The 21,167-nt window shown below is 68.5% G+C and carries 23 protein-coding genes and 1 tRNA gene; 6 read left to right on the forward strand and 18 right to left on the reverse strand.

The genetic code is table 11. The features are described 5' to 3' along the window. Positions 1–5: 5 nt before the first annotated feature. From MX571_RS17390 to MX571_RS17405, 4 genes are all read right to left on the reverse strand, one after another. On the reverse strand, positions 6–773 hold the full coding sequence (locus MX571_RS17390) for a class I SAM-dependent methyltransferase (protein ID WP_247419084.1): 768 nt from the start codon (positions 771–773) through the stop codon (positions 6–8). Between the two features lie 285 nt (positions 774–1,058). Beyond that, positions 1,059–1,133, reverse strand: a tRNA-Met gene (locus MX571_RS17395). 86 nt (positions 1,134–1,219) lie between these two features. After that, entirely contained in the window at positions 1,220–1,672 is a 453-nt protein-coding gene (locus tag MX571_RS17400; protein ID WP_247419090.1) for a GtrA family protein, read from the reverse strand. Further along, positions 1,669–2,436 carry a glycosyltransferase gene (locus MX571_RS17405; RefSeq protein ID WP_247419092.1) on the reverse strand — a complete coding sequence of 256 codons (768 nt, stop codon included), beginning with the start codon at positions 2,434–2,436 and terminating at the stop codon, positions 1,669–1,671. The genes MX571_RS17400 and MX571_RS17405 overlap by 4 nt, the downstream gene beginning before the upstream one ends. A gap of 102 nt (positions 2,437–2,538) precedes the next feature. Between MX571_RS17405 and MX571_RS17410 the strand changes: the two genes are divergently transcribed. Further along, positions 2,539–4,917, forward strand: a complete 2,379-nt coding sequence (locus MX571_RS17410) for a DUF2298 domain-containing protein (RefSeq protein WP_247419093.1) — start codon at positions 2,539–2,541, stop codon at positions 4,915–4,917. A 174-nt stretch (positions 4,918–5,091) separates the two neighbouring features. On the opposite strand, the gene MX571_RS17415 is transcribed toward MX571_RS17410, so the two are convergent. Continuing rightward, the gene (locus MX571_RS17415; protein WP_247419094.1) at positions 5,092–6,141 is read right to left on the reverse strand and encodes a M42 family metallopeptidase; all 1,050 of its coding nucleotides are present in this window, start codon (positions 6,139–6,141) and stop codon (positions 5,092–5,094) included. 78 nt (positions 6,142–6,219) lie between these two features. Further along, on the reverse strand, positions 6,220–7,284 hold the full coding sequence (locus MX571_RS17420) for a polyprenyl synthetase family protein (protein ID WP_247419095.1): 1,065 nt from the start codon (positions 7,282–7,284) through the stop codon (positions 6,220–6,222). A gap of 109 nt (positions 7,285–7,393) precedes the next feature. On the opposite strand from MX571_RS17420, the gene MX571_RS17425 reads away from it, so the two are divergent. From MX571_RS17425 to MX571_RS17435, 3 genes are read left to right on the forward strand one after another with little or no spacing between them, the layout of a single operon-like run. Then, complete coding sequence (locus tag MX571_RS17425) at positions 7,394–8,719, forward strand: M28 family peptidase (RefSeq protein WP_247419096.1); 1,326 nt, start codon at positions 7,394–7,396, stop codon at positions 8,717–8,719. Positions 8,720–8,750: 31 nt separating this feature from the next. Next, a complete protein-coding gene (locus MX571_RS17430) occupies positions 8,751–9,509 on the forward strand; it encodes an NAD(+)/NADH kinase (RefSeq protein WP_247419097.1) in 759 nt (252 codons plus the stop codon). 41 nt (positions 9,510–9,550) lie between these two features. Then, positions 9,551–9,991, forward strand: a complete 441-nt coding sequence (locus MX571_RS17435; protein ID WP_247419098.1) for a DUF7313 family protein — start codon at positions 9,551–9,553, stop codon at positions 9,989–9,991. Positions 9,992–10,408: 417 nt separating this feature from the next. Here MX571_RS17435 and MX571_RS17440 read toward each other — a convergent pair whose 3' ends face one another. The 8 genes from MX571_RS17440 to MX571_RS17475 form a co-directional block, all read right to left on the reverse strand. Then, positions 10,409–10,666, reverse strand: coding sequence for a DUF7314 family protein (locus MX571_RS17440; protein ID WP_247419100.1), 258 nt, complete (start codon positions 10,664–10,666; stop codon positions 10,409–10,411). Next, positions 10,659–11,219, reverse strand: a complete 561-nt coding sequence (locus MX571_RS22930) for a DUF7315 family membrane protein (RefSeq protein ID WP_247419101.1) — start codon at positions 11,217–11,219, stop codon at positions 10,659–10,661. The genes MX571_RS17440 and MX571_RS22930 overlap by 8 nt, the downstream gene beginning before the upstream one ends. A 25-nt stretch (positions 11,220–11,244) precedes the next feature. Next, positions 11,245–12,009, reverse strand: coding sequence for a cytochrome b family protein (locus tag MX571_RS17450; RefSeq protein WP_247419102.1), 765 nt, complete (start codon positions 12,007–12,009; stop codon positions 11,245–11,247). A gap of 282 nt (positions 12,010–12,291) precedes the next feature. Next, positions 12,292–13,101 (reverse strand): cytochrome b, encoded by an 810-nt coding sequence (locus MX571_RS17455; RefSeq protein ID WP_247419103.1) that lies wholly within the window; start codon positions 13,099–13,101, stop codon positions 12,292–12,294. Positions 13,102–13,130: 29 nt separating this feature from the next. Then, a complete protein-coding gene (locus MX571_RS17460; protein ID WP_247419104.1) occupies positions 13,131–13,973 on the reverse strand; it encodes a Rieske (2Fe-2S) protein in 843 nt (280 codons plus the stop codon). A 2-nt stretch (positions 13,974–13,975) separates the two neighbouring features. Continuing rightward, complete coding sequence (locus MX571_RS17465) at positions 13,976–14,362, reverse strand: DUF7318 family protein (protein WP_247419105.1); 387 nt, start codon at positions 14,360–14,362, stop codon at positions 13,976–13,978. Further along, entirely contained in the window at positions 14,359–14,571 is a 213-nt protein-coding gene (locus MX571_RS17470; RefSeq protein WP_247419106.1) for a hypothetical protein, read from the reverse strand. Before MX571_RS17470 ends, MX571_RS17465 begins: the two co-directional genes overlap by 4 nt. Positions 14,572–14,638: 67 nt before the next feature. Beyond that, complete coding sequence (locus tag MX571_RS17475; RefSeq protein WP_247419107.1) at positions 14,639–15,532, reverse strand: DUF7319 domain-containing protein; 894 nt, start codon at positions 15,530–15,532, stop codon at positions 14,639–14,641. A 161-nt stretch (positions 15,533–15,693) separates the two neighbouring features. On the opposite strand from MX571_RS17475, the gene MX571_RS17480 reads away from it, so the two are divergent. Continuing rightward, positions 15,694–16,188 (forward strand): DUF7321 family protein, encoded by a 495-nt coding sequence (locus tag MX571_RS17480; RefSeq protein WP_247419108.1) that lies wholly within the window; start codon positions 15,694–15,696, stop codon positions 16,186–16,188. Between the two features lie 56 nt (positions 16,189–16,244). On the opposite strand, the gene nth is transcribed toward MX571_RS17480, so the two are convergent. Further along, a complete protein-coding gene (nth, locus tag MX571_RS17485) occupies positions 16,245–16,928 on the reverse strand; it encodes an endonuclease III (RefSeq protein ID WP_247419112.1) in 684 nt (227 codons plus the stop codon). 106 nt (positions 16,929–17,034) lie between these two features. Continuing rightward, positions 17,035–17,844, reverse strand: coding sequence for a DUF106 domain-containing protein (locus MX571_RS17490; protein ID WP_247419122.1), 810 nt, complete (start codon positions 17,842–17,844; stop codon positions 17,035–17,037). Between the two features lie 156 nt (positions 17,845–18,000). On the opposite strand from MX571_RS17490, the gene MX571_RS17495 reads away from it, so the two are divergent. Continuing rightward, on the forward strand, positions 18,001–18,528 hold the full coding sequence (locus MX571_RS17495) for a GNAT family N-acetyltransferase (protein WP_247419124.1): 528 nt from the start codon (positions 18,001–18,003) through the stop codon (positions 18,526–18,528). A 37-nt stretch (positions 18,529–18,565) separates the two neighbouring features. Here the strand turns inward: MX571_RS17495 and gdhB are convergent, their stop codons facing one another. Both gdhB and MX571_RS17505 read right to left on the reverse strand, forming a co-directional pair. After that, the gene (gene gdhB, locus MX571_RS17500) at positions 18,566–19,825 is read right to left on the reverse strand and encodes a glutamate dehydrogenase GdhB (protein WP_282594682.1); all 1,260 of its coding nucleotides are present in this window, start codon (positions 19,823–19,825) and stop codon (positions 18,566–18,568) included. 159 nt (positions 19,826–19,984) lie between these two features. Beyond that, a complete protein-coding gene (locus tag MX571_RS17505) occupies positions 19,985–21,127 on the reverse strand; it encodes an acyl-CoA dehydrogenase family protein (protein ID WP_247419126.1) in 1,143 nt (380 codons plus the stop codon). Positions 21,128–21,167 lie beyond the last annotated feature (40 nt).

The following is a 21,167-nucleotide window of genomic DNA, read 5'->3' on the forward strand; positions in this document are numbered from 1 at the left end:
GTCACTTAGACGTGTCGTTGTTTCCGCGGTTCACGCCGCTCTTCGCCGTCCTCTGCCGGCACCACGCGCGACACGGCCACGGGTTCCGGCGTCGGCGTCGCCACCGCCAGCGACCACCACCTGACGAACTGGGTCCGCTCGTACAGCGGCGCGGCGCGGGCGCTCCAGGACCGCTTCGAGATGCTGAGAGGCATCAGCGGCGACCCGAGCCGACGCAGTTCGACGGTGTCGAACCCGTTCTCGTCGAGGAGCGTCTGCATCTCCCCCACCGAGAGGTGGCCGTACTCGTCCGTGTCCTCGCCGAGCGCGCCGAGTCGGAACGCGAGGTGCTTCGCGAACCGCCGGTAGAGCCCCGGTGTCCCCTCCAGCAGTATGAGTCGTCCGCCGGGTGCGAGAACGCGGCGAGCCTCGGCGATTATCCGCCCACGCTCGCCCTCGGGAACGTGGTGGAGGAACCGTCGGCCGATGACTGTGTCGAACGAGTCGTCGGCGAACGGGAGCGCTCGCGCGTCGGCCGTCGTCGCCTCGACGCCCGTCGCGTCGACTGAGTTCTGGTGGAACACCTCGACCCCCACGTCCGCGTCGGGGTGAGAGTGCCGACCGAACGCGAGTTCGAGCGACCGCCCGTCGGGGTGGGCGTGGCGCTGTATCAACGCGTCGTGACGGTCGTAGATGGCGGCGAGCAAGGGATGCTCGCTGACCTCCCGCGGTCGTTCGGCGATGGCCCCGCCGAGAATCTCGCTCTCACCCATGACCGTCCGGAACTTCACCATACAAGGTATGCATTGTGGCCGTTCCGGGGACAGTACCCGAACGAGCACAGACAGCGTTGGTGAACAGTCCACAAGTCGGGCCAAACCGTTGGCGGCGGGACTTCGCCCACAGGACGCATCGCGTCGCTCCTCGTCGTTGTTCGCAGTAGAAGTAGCGGGAGGTAGATTCGAACCTCGGTCGCTCGCGACGCTCGCTCCCTGCTTCCAATCTACTCCGGGCGATTTCGACGGCACACGGCTCACGACTCGCTCCGCTCGTCGTTCACGTTGTGTGCCGTCAGAACATAGCGGGAGGTAGATTTGAACTACCGATCTCCGGGTTATGAGCCCGGCGGAATCTCCTGGCTATCCCATCCCGCTGTCTTCTGATACCCGAGGCTGCTTAGTAAGGGTTGTGATTCGATGACCGCCACGTCATGCGATACCGCGGGAGAGCGAGCGGTCGTTCAGGCCTCCGCGGTGACCCGCCACGTGACCAGGCTCTCCAGCACGTAGTTGAGCAGCATCGAGAGTCCGATGGCGAGCGGGGGCGGCACGAACGTCCAGAGGTCGACGCCGAAGACGGGTATCGAGATGGGGAGCCGCGAGAGCGACCAGACGACGAGGAACTGGACGGCGACGCCGCCGCTCCGCACCAGATTCGACCTGAGCAGGCGGCCGAGCGTCGGGAGGACGCCGTCCTCGCCCTCGGTGGCGAACGTCCAGTGTTCGTTGATGAAGAACATGATGACGATGGCTACCTCCGCGCCGATCACCTTCGCCACCTCGTCGGCGACGCCGAACTGGAGCGTGAGGAGGAACGTCACCGAGAGGTCGAAGACCGCACCGACGGCACCGACGGAGACGAACTTGCTGAACCGGACCCCCGAGAGCAGCGCCGACAGCGTGTCGCGGTTCATCTGGAGTCCCGGTCGACGAGCGCCGTCGTGGTCTCGGGGAACGCCCGGTGGAAGCGGTGGTCCTGCAGTCGGAGCGCGCGGTGGCGCGCGACGAACAGCGCACGAGCCATCTCCGTCGCCGTGCGGACCGGTGCGACCGTCGAGTTCGGCTGGTCGTGCCACGTCACGGGCACCTCGACGAGCGGGTAGCCGAGCGCGCCGCCCATCGCGATGAACTCGACGTCCCAGGCGAATCCGGGTTCGTAGAGGTGTTTTCGAACCTCGCCCCACGCCTCGGCGGTGATGGCCTTCGCACCGCACTGGAAGTCGTAGAGGTCGACGTCGAGCAGTCCGCGGGCCAGCCACGCGAACGCGTCGCCCATCCGTCGGCGAGCGTGCGTCTGGTGGCTCACGACCGTCGCGTCGGGGTGGCGCCGCGACCCGACCGCGATGTCGGCCGTGCCGTCGAGCAACGGCGCGACGACGGCCTCGACGCTCGCTGCGGGGGTCGCGCCGTCGGCGTCGGCGAACGCGAGGACGTCGGTGTCGAGGTGCTCGAAACCGCTGGTGATGGCCGCGCCCTTCCCGCGCCGGTACGGGACGGCGTTGACCGTCGCGGGCAGCGAGTCGAGGGCGTCGAGCGCGTGGAGGGTCGCCTCGGAGGGGTCGTCGAGTTCGATACGGATCGCCGCCGGCGAGAGTCGCTCGTCCAGCGCCTCGACGTAGGCCGAGAGCTGCTCGACGGTTGGTCTGAAGGCGGGGACGACGAGACCGACGGACGACATACGCAGTCGGAATCGGTCAGCGGGTAAAAACAGTTTGGAACGGCTCGTCGCCGCTACGAGGAGTACACAAGAGGTTTAGCCCCGCCCACCCGTCGCTGGAACATGGAAGTCGGCCTCGTTCTCCTGTGGCTCGCGGCGTACCTCGCCCTCTTCGCCGTCGGCCTCCCGCTGGTCGCCGCGCTCTGCCCGACACTGGCCGACCGCGGCGCGGGCGTCGCCATCCCGGCCGCGCTGCTCCTCGTCGGGTTCGTCGGCTGGGTCGTCGGCTACGTCGCCTTCGGGTGGCCCGCCATCCTCGCCGGCCTCGCCGTCCTGCTCGGTGCGTCCGCGCTGGCGGTCCGCTCGGGCGCTCGCCCCGACACCCGCGTCGCAGTCGAGACGGCGCTCGTCTTCGCGCTCGCGTTCCTCTTCCTCGTCGCCGTCCGGGCCGTCGACCCGGCCGTCCACCCGACCGCCGGCGAGAAGTTCCTCGACTTCTCGCTGCTGAAGGCGCTCCTCCGCGCCGACCGCCTGCCGCCGCTCGACCCGTGGTTCGCGGGCGAACGTGTCCAGTACTACTACGGCGGGCACATGCTCGCCGCGATGCTGACGAAGGCGACGTTCACCGCGCCGCGCTACGCCTACAACCTCGCGCTCGCTGGGTTCTACGCCATGCTCGTCACCGCGGCGTACGGGCTGGCGGGCGCGCTCGCCGACGACCTGCCCGCCTCGCGGACCACCGCGTCGGCGTTCGGTGCGTTCTTCGTCGCCGTCGCCAGCAACCTCGCCACGCCGGTCCGCGCGCTGTTCGACGTGCTCCCGAACTCCGTCGTCGCCTCGCTCGCGGGCCTCGTCGGTGCGTCCCCCGAGAACTGGGGCGGTAGCCTCACCGCGCCGCTCTCGGAGTTCACCTACTGGGGCGCGAGCCGCGTCATCCCCGGCACCATCAACGAGTTCCCGCTGTTCGCGTTCCTCAACGGCGACCTGCACGCCCACATGATGAGCACGCCGTTCATGCTCCTCGGGGCGACGCTCGCGCTCTCCTACTACCGGACGCCCGACGCGAACCGGTGGCGACGACGCGGCCTCCTGGCGCTCGTCGCACTCGACGCGGCGCTGCTGGCCGTCGTCAACACGTGGTCGTTCCCGACGGTCCTCGGCGTGGCGTGGCTCGCCGTCGCCTTCGCCCCGAGCGACCCGCTCACGCTCCTCTCGGCGCGGTTCGGCGGCCGCGAACCGTCGCCGCTCTCGCAGGGACGACTCCAGCGCGTCCGCCGGTCGCTCCCCGCGTGGACGCGGACCGAACTCCGGTGGACGGGCGGTGCGCTCGTCGTCACGGCCGTCCTCGGCCTCCTCGCGGTCGTCGCCTCGATCTCCTTCTGGTCGGGCGCGGCGAGCGGGCGGTCGGTCGAACTCGTCGAGAACCGGAGTTCGCTGTGGGGCCTGCTCGTCGTCCACGGCGCGTTCCTCCTCGTGTTCGTCCCGTACCTCGTCGGCCGGGCACGCGGGGTGCTGGACCTCGGGACGGGTCGCGTCGCCGCGCTCCTCGTCGCGTGGCTGGGCGTGTGCCTCGTCGCCTGGCTGCTGGGCGCGGCGGTGCTGGGCCTGTTCGTCCCACTCGCGCTCGCCGCGTGGCTCCTCTTGCGCGCGCGTCGCAGCTCCGGGCTGGAGACGAGTTTCGCCACCGTGCTCGTCCTCGCGGCGACGGGCGTCGTCGTCCTCGTCGACCTGGTGTACCTGCAGGAGGAGGCCGGGCCGGGCCGGATGAACACGGTGTTCAAGACGTACATGCAGGTCTGGGTACTCTGGGCACCGGCGGCGGGCGCTGCACTGGCGACCCTCGTCGCCCGGACGACGCCCGCCCCGTCGCTCGCGGACTTCGCCAGCGCGGACCGCGCCTCGTTCGAGCACGTTCGACCGGGGACGGTGCTCGCGGTCCTCGTCGTCCTCTCGACGTCGCTGTACGGCGGCCTCGCCATGACCGACCACTTCACCGCCGAACCGGGCTACTACGACGCCGACTCACAGGAGCTGTACGTCCCAGAGGACCCGACGCTCGACGCGACGCAGTTCGTCGCGAACTACCACGCAGACGAGGCCGCCGCCATCGACTGGCTCGACGAGAAGCCGGGGCAGGTCACCATCGCCGCCGCCCCCGGCTGGGGCCTCTACCGCTGGACGAACCCCGAATCCAGCCTCACCGGCCACATGTCGGTCGCCGGGTGGGCGCACGAGATCGGCTACCGCGGGGAGGAGACCTACCGCGCCCGCGCCGCAGACGCCGACGCGATATTCCAGGCTGGCCCTGAACGCCGCGCCGCACTGCTCGCGGAGTACGAGGTGGACTACGTCTACGTCGGCCCGACCGAGCGTGACCGCTACGGCGACGACGTCACCTTCGAGACCGTTCCGGGGGTGACCGTCGCCGAACAGTTCGAGGGCGTCACCGTCTACGAGGTGAATCAGTCGCAGTTGCAGGCCGGGAACGCCAGCGGGTCGTAGAGACGCATCGAGAGGCAGCGAACACAGCGTCCGCGCGAGCAATGCGAGCGCGGTTCACCGAGTTCGAGCGCGTCGCGCTCGAACTCGACTTTTTCAGTGCAGGTTTTTCGAGGAGTGGTGTGCGAGCGAACGAGCGAAGCGAGTGAGCGAGCGCACCCGACGAAGAAAAACGTGCTAGAGCGTGTAGTCTTCCTCGCCCGTCTCGCTCTCCAGCACCGCCGTCAGCAGGTCGATGGCGGCGGCGATGTCGTCGACGTGCGCGCTCTCGGTGACGGTGTGGAGGTAGCGCGTCGGGATGGAGATGGCCCCGACGGGTTTCGCGCCGAAGGAGTTCTGGAAGCCGGCGGTGTCGGTGCCGCCCGCGGGGAGGACCTCTAGCTGGTACGGGACGTCGGCCTCGTCGGCGACCGCGCGCATCCGGCGGTTGACCTTCGGGTTCGTGACGACCGAGGAGTCCTTCAGTTTGATAGCAGCACCCTCGCCGAGTTCGGTCACCTCGTCGCCCGCCTCGTAGTCGGGGACGTCGTTGGCGACGGTGACGTCGAGCGCGATGGCGAGGTCAGGGTCGACGTCGACGCCCAGCGCCTCCGCACCGCGCAGACCGATCTCCTCCTGGACGGTCGCACAGAAGTGGATAGTGACGGCGGGGTCCTGGATTCGGCGGGCGGCTTCGAGCAGCTGGAGGACGCAGACGCGGTCGTCGAGCGACTTCCCCGTGACGAGGTCGCCGACGCGCTCGGTCGTCTGGTCCATCGTCACGAGGTCGCCGACGCTGACGCGCTCGGTCACCGCGTCCGCGTCCATTCCCATGTCGACGTAGATATCCGAGACCTCGGGGTCGCTCTCCTCGCCGTCGCCGGTGTGGGGCGGCGTCGACCCGATGATGCCCGTCAGGTCGCCGCCCTCAGTGTGGACGGTGACGCGCTGGGCGCGCAGCACGCGGGGGTCCCAGCCGCCGAGGGCGTCGAGCTGGAGGAAGCCGTCCTCCTGGACGTTGCGGACCATGAACCCGATCTCGTCCATGTGGGCGGCGACGGCGACCGAGTAGTCGCTGTCGCCGTCCAGCGTCCCGACGACGTTGCCCATCGCGTCGGTGCGGACGCGGTCGGTCGTCTCGGTCAGTTCGCGGCGAACGATGTCGCGGACGCGGTCCTCGTAGCCGGGGACGCCGCGCTCCTCGGTCAGTTCACGCAGGAGGTCGAAGTCGAACTCGGTCGCAGCCATACCCGGTCGTCGGTCGTCGCCCCTATGAGTCGTGCGTCTCCGGCGGCCCGCGGGGGTCTCCGGACTCGAACCGGCGACTCAGACCTCCCGCTCGACGACGAACCGGGCGAAGTTCGCCAACTGGTCGGCGGGTTCCGGTCGCAGGTCGACCGACGAGAGGTGGTCGAGCGCGCTGTCGGAGAGCGACCGCGCCTGCCGACGGGCGTAGTCGACGCTCCCCGTCTCGGTGAGGATGTCGACGACCTCCGCTATCTCGGCGGGCGTGTTGTCGTCGGCCCACAGCAGTTCCTCCATGCGGGCGACCTGCTCGGCCGAGGCGTGCTCGGCGGCGTGGATGGTCGCCAGCGTCTTCTTCCCCTCCAGGATGTCGTTGCCCGCGGCCTTGCCGAAGTCGCCGCCCGCCTCCATGCTGGTCTCGATGTCGAGCACGTCGTCGGCTATCTGGAAGGCGACGCTCATCTTCTCGGCGTAGTTGGCGACGGCGAGTTCGGTCTCCTCGTCCTGGCCCGTGACGATGGCGGCGAGACGGGCGACGATGCGCCCGAGACAGCCGGTCTTGCACGCGCACATCTCCAGGTACTGCGTCTCGCCGACGGTGATGCGCTCGTGGTTGTGCCAGCAGATGTCCATCCCCTGGCCGAGATGCGTCCGGTTGAGTTCGTACATCAGCATCTCGTAGGCCGCCAGCCGCGTCTCGGCGTCGAGGTCGCCGGGGTTGCGCGTGATGATCTTCAGCGGCAGGAAGTACATCGCGTTCCCGGCGTTGAGTGCGACGTCGACGCCGTGGTCGAGGTGGAGCGCGCGGCCCCCGCGCCGCATCTCCGCGCCGTCCTCAACGTCGTCGACGATGATGGTACCGTTGTGGAGAATCTCGGGGATGCAGGCGTACGGCAGGAGTTCTTCGGGGTCCTCGCCGAAGGCGTCGACGAACAGGAGGAACAGGACCGCCCGCCACCGCTTCCCGCCGCGTTCGAGCAGGTCCCAGATGGGGTCGGCCAGCGCCTCCTGGATGGCCGCCGGGTCGTACTCGTAGGTAGGGTCGCCGAAGAAGTCGGAGAGATACGGCTCGTCGACCTCGGGAGGGAGGAGACGTGCTATCTCCTCGTCGACCACAGGTCGCCACTCGTCGAGTACGTCCCGCATACTGTCCCACACTGTCGGGCGCGTAGCAAAAAGTCTCGCCATTCGACGAGGTGTGCGCCGAGCGACCACAGGACACAACGGTTAGGTGCGGTCCTGACGGACTCCGGCCATGACCGACGATAGCTGGATCGGCGCGACGTTCACGAGTCGGCGCGGGTGGGACCACCTGGAGACGCTCGTCGACATCGGCGACCGGATGGCCGGGAGCGACGGCGAGCGGCGGGCGGCCGAGGCCACCCGCGACGCCCTCGACGCAGCGGGGGCACGCGACGCACACCTCGACGAGTTCGAGATTCAGGGCTGGACGCGCGGGACGAGCAGTATCGCGGCGGGAGACGAGACGGTCGCCCCCGAACGGACGTGGGACTGTCTCGCGCTGCCGCGGTCGCCCGCGGGCGAGGCGACGGGCGAACTCGTCGACCTCGGCTACGGCCTGCCGGAGGACTTCGACGCGGACCTCGACGGGAGGATAGTCGTCTGCTCCTCGACGGTCCCGGACCACTACGAGCGGTTCATCCACCGTCGCGAGAAGTACTACCGCGCGGCCCAGGCGGGGGCGGCGGCGTTCGTGTTCCGGAACCACGTCGAGGGCTGTCTCGCGCCGACCGGCAGCGTCGGGACGGCCGACGCACCCATCGGCGAGGTCCCCGCCATCGGCGTCTCCAGCGAACTCGGCGCGCGACTGCTCCGCCGGTTCGAGGGCGAGTCCGTCACGGTGAGCGTCGACTGCGAGTACGAGACGGCGACGAGCCAGAACGTCCACGCGACCCTCGGCCCCGACACCGAGGAGGAGGTGCTCGTGACCAGCCACGTCGACGCTCACGACATCGCGGAGGGCGCGATGGACAACGGAGCGGGGACGGCGATGGTCGTCGAACTCGCGAACGCGCTTGCGATGCGCGAATCCGAACTCGATACGAGGGTCAGGTTCGTCGCGTTCGGAGCCGAGGAGGTCGGTCTCGTCGGGTCGGAGTACGACGCCGAGCAGTCGGACCTCGACGCGGTGAAGGCCATCGTCAACTGCGACGGCGTGCTCCAGGGACGGACGCTCACCGCCCACACCCACGGGTTCGACGACCTGGAGACGGTGCTCGGAGAGACCGCCGAGCACTTCGACCACCCCATCGAGACCAACCCCCAGCAGGGACCCCACAGCGACCACTGGCCGTACGTCGTCGCGGGCGGGGTCCCGGCCTACCACGTCGCCAGCGAGAGCGGCGAGCGCGGCCGCGGCTGGGGCCACACGCGCGCCGACACGCTCGACAAACTGGAGCAGCGGACCCTCCGCGAGCAGGCCATCCTGCTGACCGACCTGACGGTCCGACTGGCCGACGCTGAGACCACCGTCGCTCGCCAGTCGCGCGACGACATCGTCGACGCCCTGGAACGCGAGGACAAGGCCGAGGGGATGCGAATCACCGGGGATTTACCGTAGGCTTTTGCCGACCCCACCCGACGACTACGACATGAACGACGAGGGGACGGAGGTCCGCCCGAGCGGCGAGGCTCGCTTCGCCGTCGTCGGCGACGAGGCTACCCCCGACGGTCGCTCGTCCGCGGACGGGAGCGACGTCCCGTCGCTCTCGGCAGCCGTCGACGACGCCGGCGCGCTCGTCGACACCCCGGACGCCGACGTGGTCGTCGCCGTCGGCGAGGCGGCGCTCTCACGCGTCGCTCCCGTCACCGACGCACCCATCCTCGCCGTCGACGTCGGTGGACCGCACTCCGTCCCACGCTCGGTCGCCCTCGACCTCGTTAGCGCGCTGACGCCGGGCGAGTTCTCGACGACGACACAGCCGCTCGTCACCGTCGAGTGCGGCGCGGAGCGGACGCGGGCGCTGTTCGACGTGACGCTCGTCACCGCCGACCCCGCCCGCATCTCGGAGTACTCGGTCCACAGCGGCGGCGAGGAGGTAGACCGCTTCCGTGCCGACGGGGTGGTACTGGCGACGGCGATGGGGAGTCACGGCTACGCCCACGCCGCGGGCGGCCCGGTGCTCACGGCCGACGCCGACTCGCTGGTCGCCGTCCCCATCGCCCCGTTCGCCATCGGAGCCGACCACTGGGTCCTCCCCAGCACGGAGACGACGCTCCGCGTCGAACGCGAGGACGCCCCCGTCGACTGCTTCGCCGACACCGACCGCGTCGGGGCGGTGACGCCGGGCGAACCGGTCCGCGTCCGGCCGGACGGCGTCGTGCGCTTCGTCCGTCCCGAGTGGCGCTGATTTTGGAAAGGCTCTAATGGGTGTGTCACGGGGTGTAGAGTATGGAAGGGTTCGCTTCGCTGTTCGGCGTGGTCGACGCGGTCCTCCGACCGTACGTCGCACTCCTCATCCTCGTGCTGGTGCTCGTCAACATGGTGGCCAGAGCGCTCGAGTACCGCTCCATCGTCAGTGACGCACGCGACGGTGGAATCGACTCCGTCTCGCGGAGCGGTCTCCGCGTCGCGACGAACTTCCTCCTCGTGGTGCTGTCGTTCTACTACGCGACGGTCCACTTCCACGCGGGGACGGTGCTCTCCATCCTCGTCGTCGGGATGGTCATCACGGACCTGTTCGAGTTCGAGTCGCGACTGGTCGAGATTCGCCAGGAGTTCAGTATCGACCGACCGAACGCCGCCATCGCCGCGTCGGTGCTCGTGCTCATGTACATCAGCTACCTCACGCTGTTCCAGTTCGTCAAGCCGTTCTGGTCGCAGGTCGTCTGACCGCGCGCGCCGCGACCCAGTCGACCGCGGCCGACCACCGCCCTCCACGGTTTCTCTGCGCGTCACGCTCCCGGAGCCACCGGCGCATCGGCACGCTCTGTCGGAGCCGTCCACACCCTCAGCCCGGAGCGCCATCGACGGACGAACGGCCTCGCGCCGCGGTGCCGACGACTGCTCGGGTCCGGTTCTACGCCGCACTCGCCGCCAACACTACCTCGCACTCGCCGTCACCACGACGTAGCACTCACTGCCGCTACTACGCAGCACTCGCCAGCTACGCAGAGACAGCTATGCAGAGGCCGACCACGTGGGAGAAGTCGACGGCCAGAGGTTCGATCCCGTGCGCCGACCCCGGTCACCGCACCGCGACGACAGCCGTCGCTCGACGAGCGAGCGAGACGAGTGAGGAGAGTGTGGTCAGTTGTTGACGCGGCCGCGCATCGCCCGACCGAGCGGGATGAACAGCCAGAACGTGAGCGGGCCGATGATAGCGGCCCACATGAAGCCGTCGCGGAGGATGTAACCGATCTGGTCGTAGACCGAGCCGGAGCCGGTCGTAGCGGCCGTCAGCTGGGTCGCCTCGAACCCCGCCGTGTTGTACCACCCGGCCAGCACCATCCACAGGAGGCCGCAGACGATGAACAGCGTGAACCCCTTGATGAACTCGTCAGCCATTGTCGGACCGTTGGTCAGCGTCGTCTTTAGGGTTTCCCATTCCCTCTGTGCGGAACCGCGTCCCGAGGATGTAGACGCCCGCACCGACGCCGATGAGTGCGAGTCCCGCGACGCCGAACAGCGCCTGGAACTGGACGTCCGACAGCGACGCCGCGGCGAGGGCCTCCCGAATCAGGACGGGAACGCCGGGAACGAGCGTCGGGACGCCCGCAGCCACGAGGTAGAACAGCACCGCACCGACGAGCAGTCGTTCGAGGGTCCGCGCGCCGGAGCGGACGCTCATGTAACCGAGGTAGCAGGCGGCGAAGACGGCGAGGCCGACCACCCAGCCGAGCAGCGAGACCCGTCGAACGGCGCCGGTCGCCGCGTCGAGGAAGAGGAACCCGAGGACGACGAACGTGACGGCGATGAGCGTCGAGAACACCGTGACGACCTTGTAGAGGTCGACCGGGACGACGACGTCCCCATCGGCGGCTCGCGTGGGCTGGCCGCCGGCCGAGTCACCGTCGGCGCTGTCGGTGTCTCGACGTGGCTGTTCGGGGTCGGAAGGCATGGAGGAGGGAGGAGTCGCGGTTACTTCACTTCGGCGGACGCAGGCGGTAGTACCGCCGGTTGAGTTCGAACATGTAGCCCTCGCGCATCGTCCGGAGGGCGGCGTAGGCGATGAACCCCGCGACCGGCGGGAGCAGGAACGTCAGGTCGAACAGCAGGTGCGGGTCCATCGGGGCGAGGTTCTTCACCGACAGCGCCGCGACGGTGAACGAGAACACGACACCCGTGACGCCGACGGCCGCCCAGAACGGCTGCTCGACGGGACGGCGAGCGCTCCCCTTGTTGAGGAACGGGACGATGGAGATGAAGCCGACGACGACGAGGTTCGCCAGCACACCGTACGTCCGGTCGGCCATCAGCTTCTGCCCGCCGAGGATGGCGAGGTCCGGGTTGAGCGGGCCGAGCTTGAGCAGGCCGAACGACCAGTAGAGATACCAGTCGGGCAGGATGACTGCGGGCGTCTGGCTCGGGTTCGCGGGCGGCCCGATGTGGGGCGGGAGCGTCGCCGCGAGGAAGATCATCATCCCGGTGAAGAAGGAGGTGATGGCGAGATTCCGGATCATCTCGTGGGGCCACGTGGGGAAGCCGAGGACGTCGCGCTCGACGTAGCTCGACTCCGTGCGAAGGTCCTGGTCCTCTCGACGGGAACGTTCGAAGTACTCGTAGGTCAGACGAGACAACCCCTGGGAGCGAGCCTTCCGGTCGCTCCACGTCGGAGTTTCGTCGTCCGGTGGGACGATACCGGTCCCGTCCGCCCGGACTTCCTCGTCCGTCTCGTCACTCGGCGCCATTACTACGAAACGCTAGCCACCGACCGGGTATCAAGGTTGTGTTAGCCGCCCCACGAGTCGACCGCTCTCGTCGGGTTCCGACCGGACCGCGCCGTCGTGGCGGCACGAACGCGTCTTCGGTGTCGAACCGGAATGACGGCCGGACCGACGATTCGGGCGAGCGGAGCGTACACTCCGGAGTAGTGAGTCGAGAGCAGTGGGCCGAAGTGAACGTGGTGGACGCGAGACGGGAGTGAAACGAACCGGCAGCACCGAGTAGCCCGGACGCAGTGGGCGACCGAATCAGTGCGGTTCGGCGATGCCCTGCATCCAGACGATGCCGATGTGGACGGCGATGAGCGCCGTCGCGATGAACGGGAGCAGGAAGACGTGGATGATGTACATCCGCTGGAGCGTCGACTGGCTCAGCGAGAACCCGCCGAACAGCAACTGGGCGACCCACTCGCCCGCCAGCGGTATCGAGAGCGCCATCTCGACGCCGATCTGCCCGGCCCAGAACGCGAGCTGGTCCCACGGCAGCAGGTAGCCCGTGTACCCGAACACCATCGTCAGCGAGATGAGGACGATGCCGAGGATCCAGTTCAGTTCGCGCGGTTCCTTGTACGCGCCGGTGAAGTACACCCGCAGCATGTGCAGGAACACCGCGGCGACCATCACCTGCGCCGACCATCTGTGGAGCGACCGGAGGAAGAACCCGAAGTTCAACTCCGTCATGATGAGGGTGATGGACTGGTAGGCAACCGTCACCGACCCTTCCGACCCGGCGGCTGCCGTCGACGGCGAGTAGTAGAAACCCAGTAAGGCCCCGCTTATCGCCGCGACGACGTACGCGAGGGTACTGAACGACCCGAGCGCGTACAGCGGGTACCAGTACCAGAACTTGTTGTCGAGGTTGTACTGTTCGGTGTGGCTCTTCGGCATCTGGAGGTTCGCCTTGTAGTAGAGGTCCTCCAGAATCTCGAGGTAGTCGACGATACGAAGCCGCCTGTCGAGCCAGATGAGCATCGTGAGATACCCCCGCTCGACGGGCGAGAGGTCGCGGCCTTTCATCCAGCCGCCGTGGTCGTGGTCGTCCTTGCGTTCCAGGCTCATTGTGTGTTGCTAGTGTGGGAGTGGTTTGATTATTCCGGACGGGGCAGCGCCACGAACGACTTCTCGACGATCTCGAACGGGTCGTACACCGACTGGTGGCACTGGCAGTAGACGTAGTTCTCGGCACCGAAGTTGGCCGACTGCGCGTACCCCTTGTAGGCGGGGACACAGCAGAAGTGGGTGCACTTGTCGAGCCACGCCATCACGCCCTGCGACGTCGCGGCCTCCATGAACGGGTCGTTCGCGGCCAGTTCCTCGACCTGTGGCGCACGCAGCACCTGCACCGGGATGGTGTTCTCCGTCCCGTCGGAGCGCCAGGTCGCCATCGCGGGCTTGCCGAGGCCGCCCGCACCGACGCTGTTGGCGTAGGACTCGTAGTCCGAGAAGTCCTCGATGTTGAGCGGGTCGCCGCCCTCGTACACCTCGGTCTGCCACTCGTAGGCGGGCGGCGGCGACCCGGACGCCTTGAACGTGTTGTCCTGGTCGGCCCCCGGCTCGATGCCGGCGTAGGTCTGGACGCCGCAGTACTGGAACCACTCCGTGGAGTACGTCACCCCACCCATCTCCATCTGGGCGACCTCGATGGTCTGACCACCCTCTTCGACCTCCTTCACCTCCGGCCAGACACCGCTGATAGTGCCGTCGTCGGCGATGTCGACCGGGATGATGGGCATCCCGCGCGGTGCGGGGCCATCGGTGTTGGCGATTCCTTTGAACGTCGTGATACCACCGCCGGACCCGGAGCGGTTCGTGGCGGACCCGAGGGCCGCCGCCGCACCAGTCCCGACGCCTGCGAGCGCTCCGGCACCGACGACGCCCTTGACGAAGCGTCGGCGGCCGGTCTGACTCGGATACTTGTCGTCGTCTGCCATTGTTATCGTTTGTAGTAGGGGTAGACCGCTCGTTTCACGCTATCCCACGCGTTGCCGCCCATCTGTCGACCCTCCATGTCCTCCTCGCGGATGTAGAGGTCCTCCCACTTGCGCCGACGCTTCTTGACGATCATCACGTCGGGGAGGAACTCCTTCCGGTACAGCAGGAGGACGAACGCGAGGTCGACGAAGATGACCGCGAGGATGCTCCCGAGGAACATGTTCCCGAACTCGTCGAACCCCCACCCGGTCGCCAGTCCGTAGCTGAACATCCCGACGAAGACGATCTCGATGAGCGTCAGCAGGACGATGGCGATGGCCGCGGCGGTCGACTCGCGCGGCGGTTCGTACCGGTGGATGTCCCCGTAGCTCTTGCTGCTCGAACTCATCGGAGACCACCCGCGGCGAGGGTCGGACCGGTCTGGTCCGTCGCGTTCGACAGGCGGTCGCCGACGAGGCCGGCCCCATCGCCCCGGCCGCTGGCGTCTCCGCCACTGGCGATACCACCGGCGTCGTCACCCGCCCGGGCGACGGCGAACCAGGTGGCAGCGACGGCCCCAGCGCCGCCGCCCACCAGAAGAGATTCCCGTCTAGTCATGCACATCTGAATTCCGGTCCGGGTTCGTATAAACCCACCGAACACGTCTACAGGGTCGCTACCGGCCTCAAGCGGCGTCTTCAGTGGAATCGTCTTCGGCGTTCGCGAGTCGGCCCTCGGCCTCCAGCTCGTCGAGAAACGCGGGGCGCTCGTCGGAGTCGAGACCGATTGCCCGCAGGCGGTTCCGGTACTCCTCCGCACGGAACTTGTCGGAGAGTCTCGCGTTGGCGACGACGAAGAACAGCAGGACGCCGATGACGACGAACCCCAGCCCGGCGACGAGGGCGACCAGCCACGACTGACCCAGGTCGACGACCAGCGGCGAGAAGACGAGGCCGACGCCCATCAGGAGCTGTACCGCCGCGACGACCTGCAGCACCTGGTGGCCCAGGTCACCGCCGCCCTCGGGCACCTCCAGCGGCGTGGGCAGCACCTCGCCGTCGGGCATCTCCGCCACCTCGTACTCCTCCATCGACGCGAGCGCTACCGAGGGCTTCACGTCCCGGAGGACGGTTCCCATCCCCTCGACGGTGCCGTCTCCGTAGACCACCGCGTAGCCCTCGTCGGAGTACGCGACGAGGCGCTCGGGGTCCTCGAACCGCTCGATACGGGCGAAGACGTCCCGGTCGAGCACCCGGTTCTTCAGGTCGGCTTCGAGGCGGTCGAGCAGTTCCGTCCCGGTGATCCACGACTCCGGGTCGAAGACGGCGTCCCACTCGCGGGCGGTCATCTGCTCCATGTCCTGCGGGCCGAAGTTGTCGAAGTCGTACTTCTCCTCGACCTGCGCCCGGAGTTCCTCCACCGAGAGGTCGTCCTCGTCGCGTTGCGGGTCGTCTGCGGCGTTCTCCGCGCTGTCGGCGGGACGCTCCTCGCGTCCGGCCTCGCCGTCACCGGCGGTGCCCGTCGAGTCGACGGCGTCGCTCTCGTCGTCGGAACGGGCGGCAGACGGCCCATCAGCCATACGCGCGAGTAGGGTCGGCCGGCCTAAAGACGTTGCGACGCCGCCCGCAGCGGGTTTCCGGACCCTGTTCGTCACCCTCGGCGTGCTCCCCGTCGGCTGGACCGTGACGAGCCACACGGGGAATCCGGCACGCTGAAGCGCCCGCCAGTCGAATCCCGTGTATGTTCGGCCTCAGCGAGGTCCAGACCGCGACGCTCGTCGCGTGCTCCGTCTCGCTCAGCTTCCCCCTCCTGCTCTACGGCGCGTGGATAATGATAGAGGCCGAGGCGGTGACGTGGGACGTGCTGACCTACCACCTGAAGTTCATCGTCACCGGACTCGCGCTCACGACGGTACCGCTGGTCACCTGGATGCTGCCCCGTCTGGCCAGTCAGTTCGGGGACGGCCTCGCCGTCGTCCACGCCTTCCTCGGCCTGCAGGCGTACGCGATGCTCGCGTTCGGCGGGACCGGAATCGTCCGCATCTTCCGGGCGAAGTACGAACACGACCTCTACCACGACTACGACGAGGAAGTGCTGCTCGACGAGATCGGCGACGAGAACATGCGGTTCTGGCGACGACGCCTCCGCGTCGGCGTCTTCGGCTACGTCCTCTTCTGGCTCCTCGCCTACATCGTCGGCATCGGACGATTCCTCCTCCAGTACGATATTCTCTGAGCAGAGGGTCGAAAAGTCGCCGTCCGTCCGTCACCGGTCCTCAGTCACCGAGCGACTCACCACTGCTCGCCGCTGGCGAGGTCTACCTCCGAATCGAGCTTCGACGACGGGCAGATGTCCGCCAGCACGCACGCCGAGCAGTCCGGGTTCCGAGCGTCGCAGACCGCTCGCCCGTGGTCGATGAGCAGGTGGGTGAACTGCTGCCAGTGCGCCTCGGGGACGACCGGCAGCAGGTCCGTCTCGATGTGCTCGGGCGACTCCTCCTCGGTCAGGCCGAGTCGCCGCGAGAGCCGCTGGACGTGCGTGTCGACGACGATTCCCTCGACGACGTCGTGGCCGTGCTGGAGGACGACGTTCGCCGTCTTCCGCCCCACACCGGGGAGGTCCGTCAGCGCCGACATGGTGTCCGGCACCTCGCCGTCGTGGTCCTCGACGATGCGCTCGCCGATGCCCTGCAGGTAGCTCCCCTTGTTGTTGTGGAACGTGATGCCGTAGATGGCGTCGGCGAGTTCCTCCTCGGTCGCGTTCGCGTAGTCCTCCGGCGTTCGGTAGGTCTCGAAGAGGTCCGCGGTGACCTCGTTGACGCGTTCGTCGGTACACTGCGCGGAGAGGACGACCGCTATCAGCAGTTCGAGTCGGTTCGAGTACCGGAGCGAGATGGTCGAGTCGGGGTACTCCTCCTGCAACCGGTCGACGACTGCTTCGGCCTGTTCCTCCCGCGAGTCGAGGGGGACGCCCATACCGAGACGGGGGAGCGACGGGACTTCGGTGTTGTCGTTCGCGCGGGCACCGAACCAGGTCGACGGCCGACTCGGTTCGGGCCGGCTCGGTTCGGGCCGGTCCGGCTCAGGCCGCCACGCGGTCGACCGTCCGGCGGAGCGTCGTCCCGGCGACGACGGAGCAGACGAAGTACCACGCCATCCACGCCTGTATCGGTCCGAGGACTCGCGCCGTCCAGACGACGCGCCCGACGAGGGGGTACATCGGAGCGACCGGCGTCACCGCCGCCGCGGGCGACGCGACCAGCCACGACAGCCAGAGGAAGACGGGAACCGTGACGAGCATCGTCCAGACGAGCGGCCGGAACTGGGCCTTGAGCGCGGCGAACTGCTCGCGGGCGAGCGCCTTCTTCCGCGCTTCGAGTCGCTCGACGACGGCGTCGTCGCCACGTTCCCGGGCGGCGTCGAGGCGCTCGTCCAGGTCGCGAAGTCGCTCGCGGTCCGGTGGCGAGACGTCACCGCCCATCCGACGACGGACGGCCGTGGATACGCCGGCCGTCGCGACCGCGAGGCCGAGGACGACCACCGCGAACGGGAGGGCGGCCTGCACGGGGCCGAGGGCGACGTTCAGCGTCGACCCGACGAACGACCCCAGGGGGCCGACCTGGTAGCCCGCGAGGAGACAGAGCGCGCCGATTCCCGCCGCCTTGTCCGCGCTGGACCAGCCCCGGTCGGCTGCCTCGTCGGCGAGTACGAACCCCTCGCCGTCGGGGACGAGCGTCCCGTCGGCGAGGAGGCGACCCCACTGCTCGGCCTCGACGGCGTCGCGCACGTCGTCGTACTGCAGGGGACCGTCGTGTTCGGCGGCGCGTTCGCGGACGACTCGGTCGGCCGCGGGCTCGTCGCGGTTCGCGGCGTCGGCTGGAGGGCCTGACATACCTCCCCGTGGAGCGCGCGGCCGTATCAATCTACTGTCGAGTGAGCGGTCGACTGCCGCCCACGCCAGGGCGCGGCGAGCGCGTCCGTCGCCCGACCCGACAGCCCGAACTGTCGGATGGACCCGCCTAAGTCGCCGGCAGCGCTCGTCTCCGTCATGTCCGGAGCGACGTTCCTCGGCGGCGACCGCGTCGAACTCAGAACCGTCGAGGCGGACGACCTCGACTTCCTCCGCGAGACGACGAACCACCCCGACGTCCGGCGGAACCTCGGTTCCTCCACGCCCACGAACGGCCACGCCGAACGCGAGTGGTTCGAGCGGATGAGCGCCGACGACGACGCACAGTTCCTCGTCTGGGCGGACGACGAGCGCGTCGGAACCGTCGGCCTCCACGACTTCCGTCCGGGGTGGGGGCTGGCCGAGACGGGCTACTTCTTCCACCCCGACCACTGGGGGAACGGCTACGCCACCGAGGCGCTCGAACTCGTCTGTGGGTACGGCTTCCGCGAGCGACGATTGAACAAGGTCGCCGCCCGCACGTTCGCCTTCAACGAGGCCTCGGGCCGGGTGCTGGAGAAGGTCGGGTTCAGCCAGGAGGGGACCCACCGCAACGAGGCGTTCGAACGCGGGGAACACGTCGACCTGCTGTACTGGGGGCTGCTCGTCGACGAGTTCGACGACTGAGACGTGCGGACCGCGGGGAGAGGGGACGCCTGCCCGGTCAGACGCCCCGGTAGCCGATGGCGTCGGCGATGCGGCCGACGGCGACGACGTGCGCCGCCTCGCGCAGGGTGACGTCGTGGCTCTCGCTCGCCGCGACCAGTTCCGCCCACGCGTCGAGCAGTTTCGACTCCAGTTCCCCGTGGACCTCCGGGAGCGACCAGCGACGGCGCGACCGGTCCTGGAGCCACTCGAAGTACGAGACGGTGACGCCGCCCGCGTTGGCGAAGACGTCGGGGACGACCGGGACGCCGTTCGCCGCGAGGACGCGGTCCGCGGCGGGCGTCGTCGGCCCGTTCGCTCCCTCGACGACGAGCGACGCTCTGACGTCCGGCGCGTTCGCCTCGGTCAGCACCCCGCCGACGGCGGCGGGAATCAGCACGTCGACGTCGAGCGCGAGCAACTCGTCGTTCGTGAGCATCCGCGTGCGGTGGCCGGCGGTGTTGACGCGGCCGGACGAGGCGTCCTCGCAGAGCCCTGGTACGTCGAGACCGGTCGGGTCGTAGCAGCCACCGTCGACGTCGGAGACGGCGACGACGTCAGCGCCCCACTCGTGGAGGGTCCGGGCGGCGTGCTGTCCGACGGCTCCGAACCCCTGGACGGCGACGGTGGCTCCCTCCAGGCCGACGTCGTAGTAGTCACACGCCTCTCGCGTCGCGATGGCGACGCTCCGACCGGGAGCCGCCGCGCGACCACGCGACCCGCCGACTGCGGGGGGCTTCCCGGTGACGACGCCGGGTCGTGGCTCGCCGGCCTGCGTCGAGTAGGCGTCCATGAACCACGCCATCGTCCGCTCGGACGTGCCCATGTCCGGAGCCGGGATGTCCGTGTTCGGCCCGATGACCTTCCGGAGTTCCTCGGCGAACCGGCGCGTGAGCCGTTCGTGCTCGGCGTCGCTCAGGTCGTCGGGGTCGACCGCGACGCCGCCCTTCGCGCCGCCGAACGGGAGGTCCAGCAGCGAGCACTTCAGCGTCATCAGGACGGCGAGCGCCGAGCACTCGTCCTCGTCGACGTCGAGGCTGTACCGCAGGCCGCCCTTGTACGGGCCGAGGACGTCGTTGTGCTGGACGCGGTAGCCGGTCACCACCTCGACGCGCCCGTCGTCGCGCCGGAACGGGACGCTCACCTTGTGGACCTGGTCGACGCTCTGGAGCAGGCACCGAACGTCGGGGTCGACGTCCAGGGAGACCGTCGCTACGTCGATCTGGTCGAGCGTGTCGTCGAGCAGGGATACGTCGGAGAGGAGTCGTGTGGAGCTCATGATGAGAGGACGAACGTGTACGGCGACCCGCTACCACCAAGACATACATAAACCTATAGCACGGTTAGGCGTGACAGGACGGTGGTAGCAACTCACTTACCGTCAAATCCCACAGAAATGTCCGAGAGAGTCGGACGTTCGTAGACTGCGAGGGTGGCGTTACAGCCCGAGCTGTCGGCCGATGATCATCCGCTGAATCTCGCTCGTCCCCTCGCCGATCTCCATCAGCTTCGCGTCGCGGTAGAAGCGCTGGGGCGCGAAGTCGGTGGTGTAGCCGTAGCCGCCGAGCACCTGGACCGCGTCCTCCGCGACCTCGCGGGCCGTCTCGCTGGCGTCGTACTTCGCCAGCGCTGAGCTGTGGGTGACGTCCTCGCCGTCGTCGTACTGCGTCGCGGACTTGTGGGTGAGCAGGCGCGAGCGCTCCACCTTCCGGTCCATCTCGACGACCATGTCGCGGACGGCGTCGAACTTCGAGATGGGTTTCCCGAACTGTTCGCGCTCTGTAGCGTAGTCGCGGGCCGCCTCGAACGCGCCCTGTCCGAGGCCCACGGAGAGCGCCGCGATGGAGATGCGTCCGCCGTTGAGCGTCTTCATCGTCTGCTTCCAGCCCTCGCCCTCCTCGCCGAGCAGTCGGTCCTCGGGGACGCGGCAGTTCGTGAACTTGATTTCACACGTGGGCGAGGCGTTCAGCCCCATCTTCTCCCACTCGGTGACGACCTCGAACCCGTCGTCCTCGCGCGGGTCGACGATGAACGTCGAGATGCCGTCGTAGCCCGCCTCGGAGTCGGTGACCGCCTTGACGAGGATGGACCCGGCGACGGAGGCGTTCGTGATGAACTGCTTGGTGCCGTCGATGACGTACTCGTCGCCCTCCTTGCGTGCGGTCGTGTCCATGTCGCTCGCGTCCGAGCCGGAGCTCGGTTCGGTGAGCGCCCACGCGCCGACGTACTCGCCGGTCGCGAGCGGTTCGAGCCACCGCTCCTTCTGGGCCTCGGTGCCGAACAGCTCGATTGGCTTCGTGGCGAGGCTGGTGTGGGCGGCGTAGGAGAGACCGATAGAGCCGGAGACTCGCCCGAGTTCCTCGGTGACGAGCGCGTACATCAACTGGTCGCCGCCGAGGCCGCCGTACTCCTCGGAGATGGGGACGCCCATCATGTCGAGGTCGGCGAGTTCGTCGAACACCTCCTCCGGGAAGCGTCGCTCCTCCTCGATGTCCCAGGCGATAGGTTCGATCTCCTCGTCGCAGAACTCCCGGACGGTGTCCCGAATCATCCGGTGTTCGGACGGTAGGTCGAAGTCCATGGCAAAATTGGCCGGGCGACGGTCATAAACACTCCGACAG

This window comes from Halomarina salina, assembly GCF_023074835.1.
GTDB classification, from domain to species: domain Archaea; phylum Halobacteriota; class Halobacteria; order Halobacteriales; family Haloarculaceae; genus Halomarina; species Halomarina salina.

Bases quoted from the DNA above. Each gene is read 5' to 3' on its own strand.
- MX571_RS17390 (WP_247419084.1), bottom strand. From the start codon at position 773: ATGGTGAAGTTCCGGACGGTCATGGGTGAGAGCGAGATTCTCGGCGGG.
- MX571_RS17400 (WP_247419090.1), bottom strand. From the start codon at position 1,672: ATGAACCGCGACACGCTGTCGGCGCTGCTCTCGGGGGTCCGGTTCAGC.
- MX571_RS17405 (WP_247419092.1), bottom strand. From the start codon at position 2,436: ATGTCGTCCGTCGGTCTCGTCGTCCCCGCCTTCAGACCAACCGTCGAG.
- MX571_RS17410 (WP_247419093.1), top strand. From the start codon at position 2,539: ATGGAAGTCGGCCTCGTTCTCCTGTGGCTCGCGGCGTACCTCGCCCTC.
- MX571_RS17415 (WP_247419094.1), bottom strand. From the start codon at position 6,141: ATGGCTGCGACCGAGTTCGACTTCGACCTCCTGCGTGAACTGACCGAG.
- MX571_RS17420 (WP_247419095.1), bottom strand. From the start codon at position 7,284: ATGCGGGACGTACTCGACGAGTGGCGACCTGTGGTCGACGAGGAGATA.
- MX571_RS17425 (WP_247419096.1), top strand. From the start codon at position 7,394: ATGACCGACGATAGCTGGATCGGCGCGACGTTCACGAGTCGGCGCGGG.
- MX571_RS17430 (WP_247419097.1), top strand. From the start codon at position 8,751: ATGAACGACGAGGGGACGGAGGTCCGCCCGAGCGGCGAGGCTCGCTTC.
- MX571_RS17435 (WP_247419098.1), top strand. From the start codon at position 9,551: ATGGAAGGGTTCGCTTCGCTGTTCGGCGTGGTCGACGCGGTCCTCCGA.
- MX571_RS17440 (WP_247419100.1), bottom strand. From the start codon at position 10,666: ATGGCTGACGAGTTCATCAAGGGGTTCACGCTGTTCATCGTCTGCGGC.
- MX571_RS22930 (WP_247419101.1), bottom strand. From the start codon at position 11,219: ATGCCTTCCGACCCCGAACAGCCACGTCGAGACACCGACAGCGCCGAC.
- MX571_RS17450 (WP_247419102.1), bottom strand. From the start codon at position 12,009: ATGGCGCCGAGTGACGAGACGGACGAGGAAGTCCGGGCGGACGGGACC.
- MX571_RS17455 (WP_247419103.1), bottom strand. From the start codon at position 13,101: ATGAGCCTGGAACGCAAGGACGACCACGACCACGGCGGCTGGATGAAA.
- MX571_RS17460 (WP_247419104.1), bottom strand. From the start codon at position 13,973: ATGGCAGACGACGACAAGTATCCGAGTCAGACCGGCCGCCGACGCTTC.
- MX571_RS17465 (WP_247419105.1), bottom strand. From the start codon at position 14,362: ATGAGTTCGAGCAGCAAGAGCTACGGGGACATCCACCGGTACGAACCG.
- MX571_RS17470 (WP_247419106.1), bottom strand. From the start codon at position 14,571: ATGACTAGACGGGAATCTCTTCTGGTGGGCGGCGGCGCTGGGGCCGTC.
- MX571_RS17475 (WP_247419107.1), bottom strand. From the start codon at position 15,532: ATGGCTGATGGGCCGTCTGCCGCCCGTTCCGACGACGAGAGCGACGCC.
- MX571_RS17480 (WP_247419108.1), top strand. From the start codon at position 15,694: ATGTTCGGCCTCAGCGAGGTCCAGACCGCGACGCTCGTCGCGTGCTCC.
- nth (WP_247419112.1), bottom strand. From the start codon at position 16,928: ATGGGCGTCCCCCTCGACTCGCGGGAGGAACAGGCCGAAGCAGTCGTC.
- MX571_RS17490 (WP_247419122.1), bottom strand. From the start codon at position 17,844: ATGTCAGGCCCTCCAGCCGACGCCGCGAACCGCGACGAGCCCGCGGCC.
- MX571_RS17495 (WP_247419124.1), top strand. From the start codon at position 18,001: ATGTCCGGAGCGACGTTCCTCGGCGGCGACCGCGTCGAACTCAGAACC.
- gdhB (WP_282594682.1), bottom strand. From the start codon at position 19,825: ATGAGCTCCACACGACTCCTCTCCGACGTATCCCTGCTCGACGACACG.
- MX571_RS17505 (WP_247419126.1), bottom strand. From the start codon at position 21,127: ATGGACTTCGACCTACCGTCCGAACACCGGATGATTCGGGACACCGTC.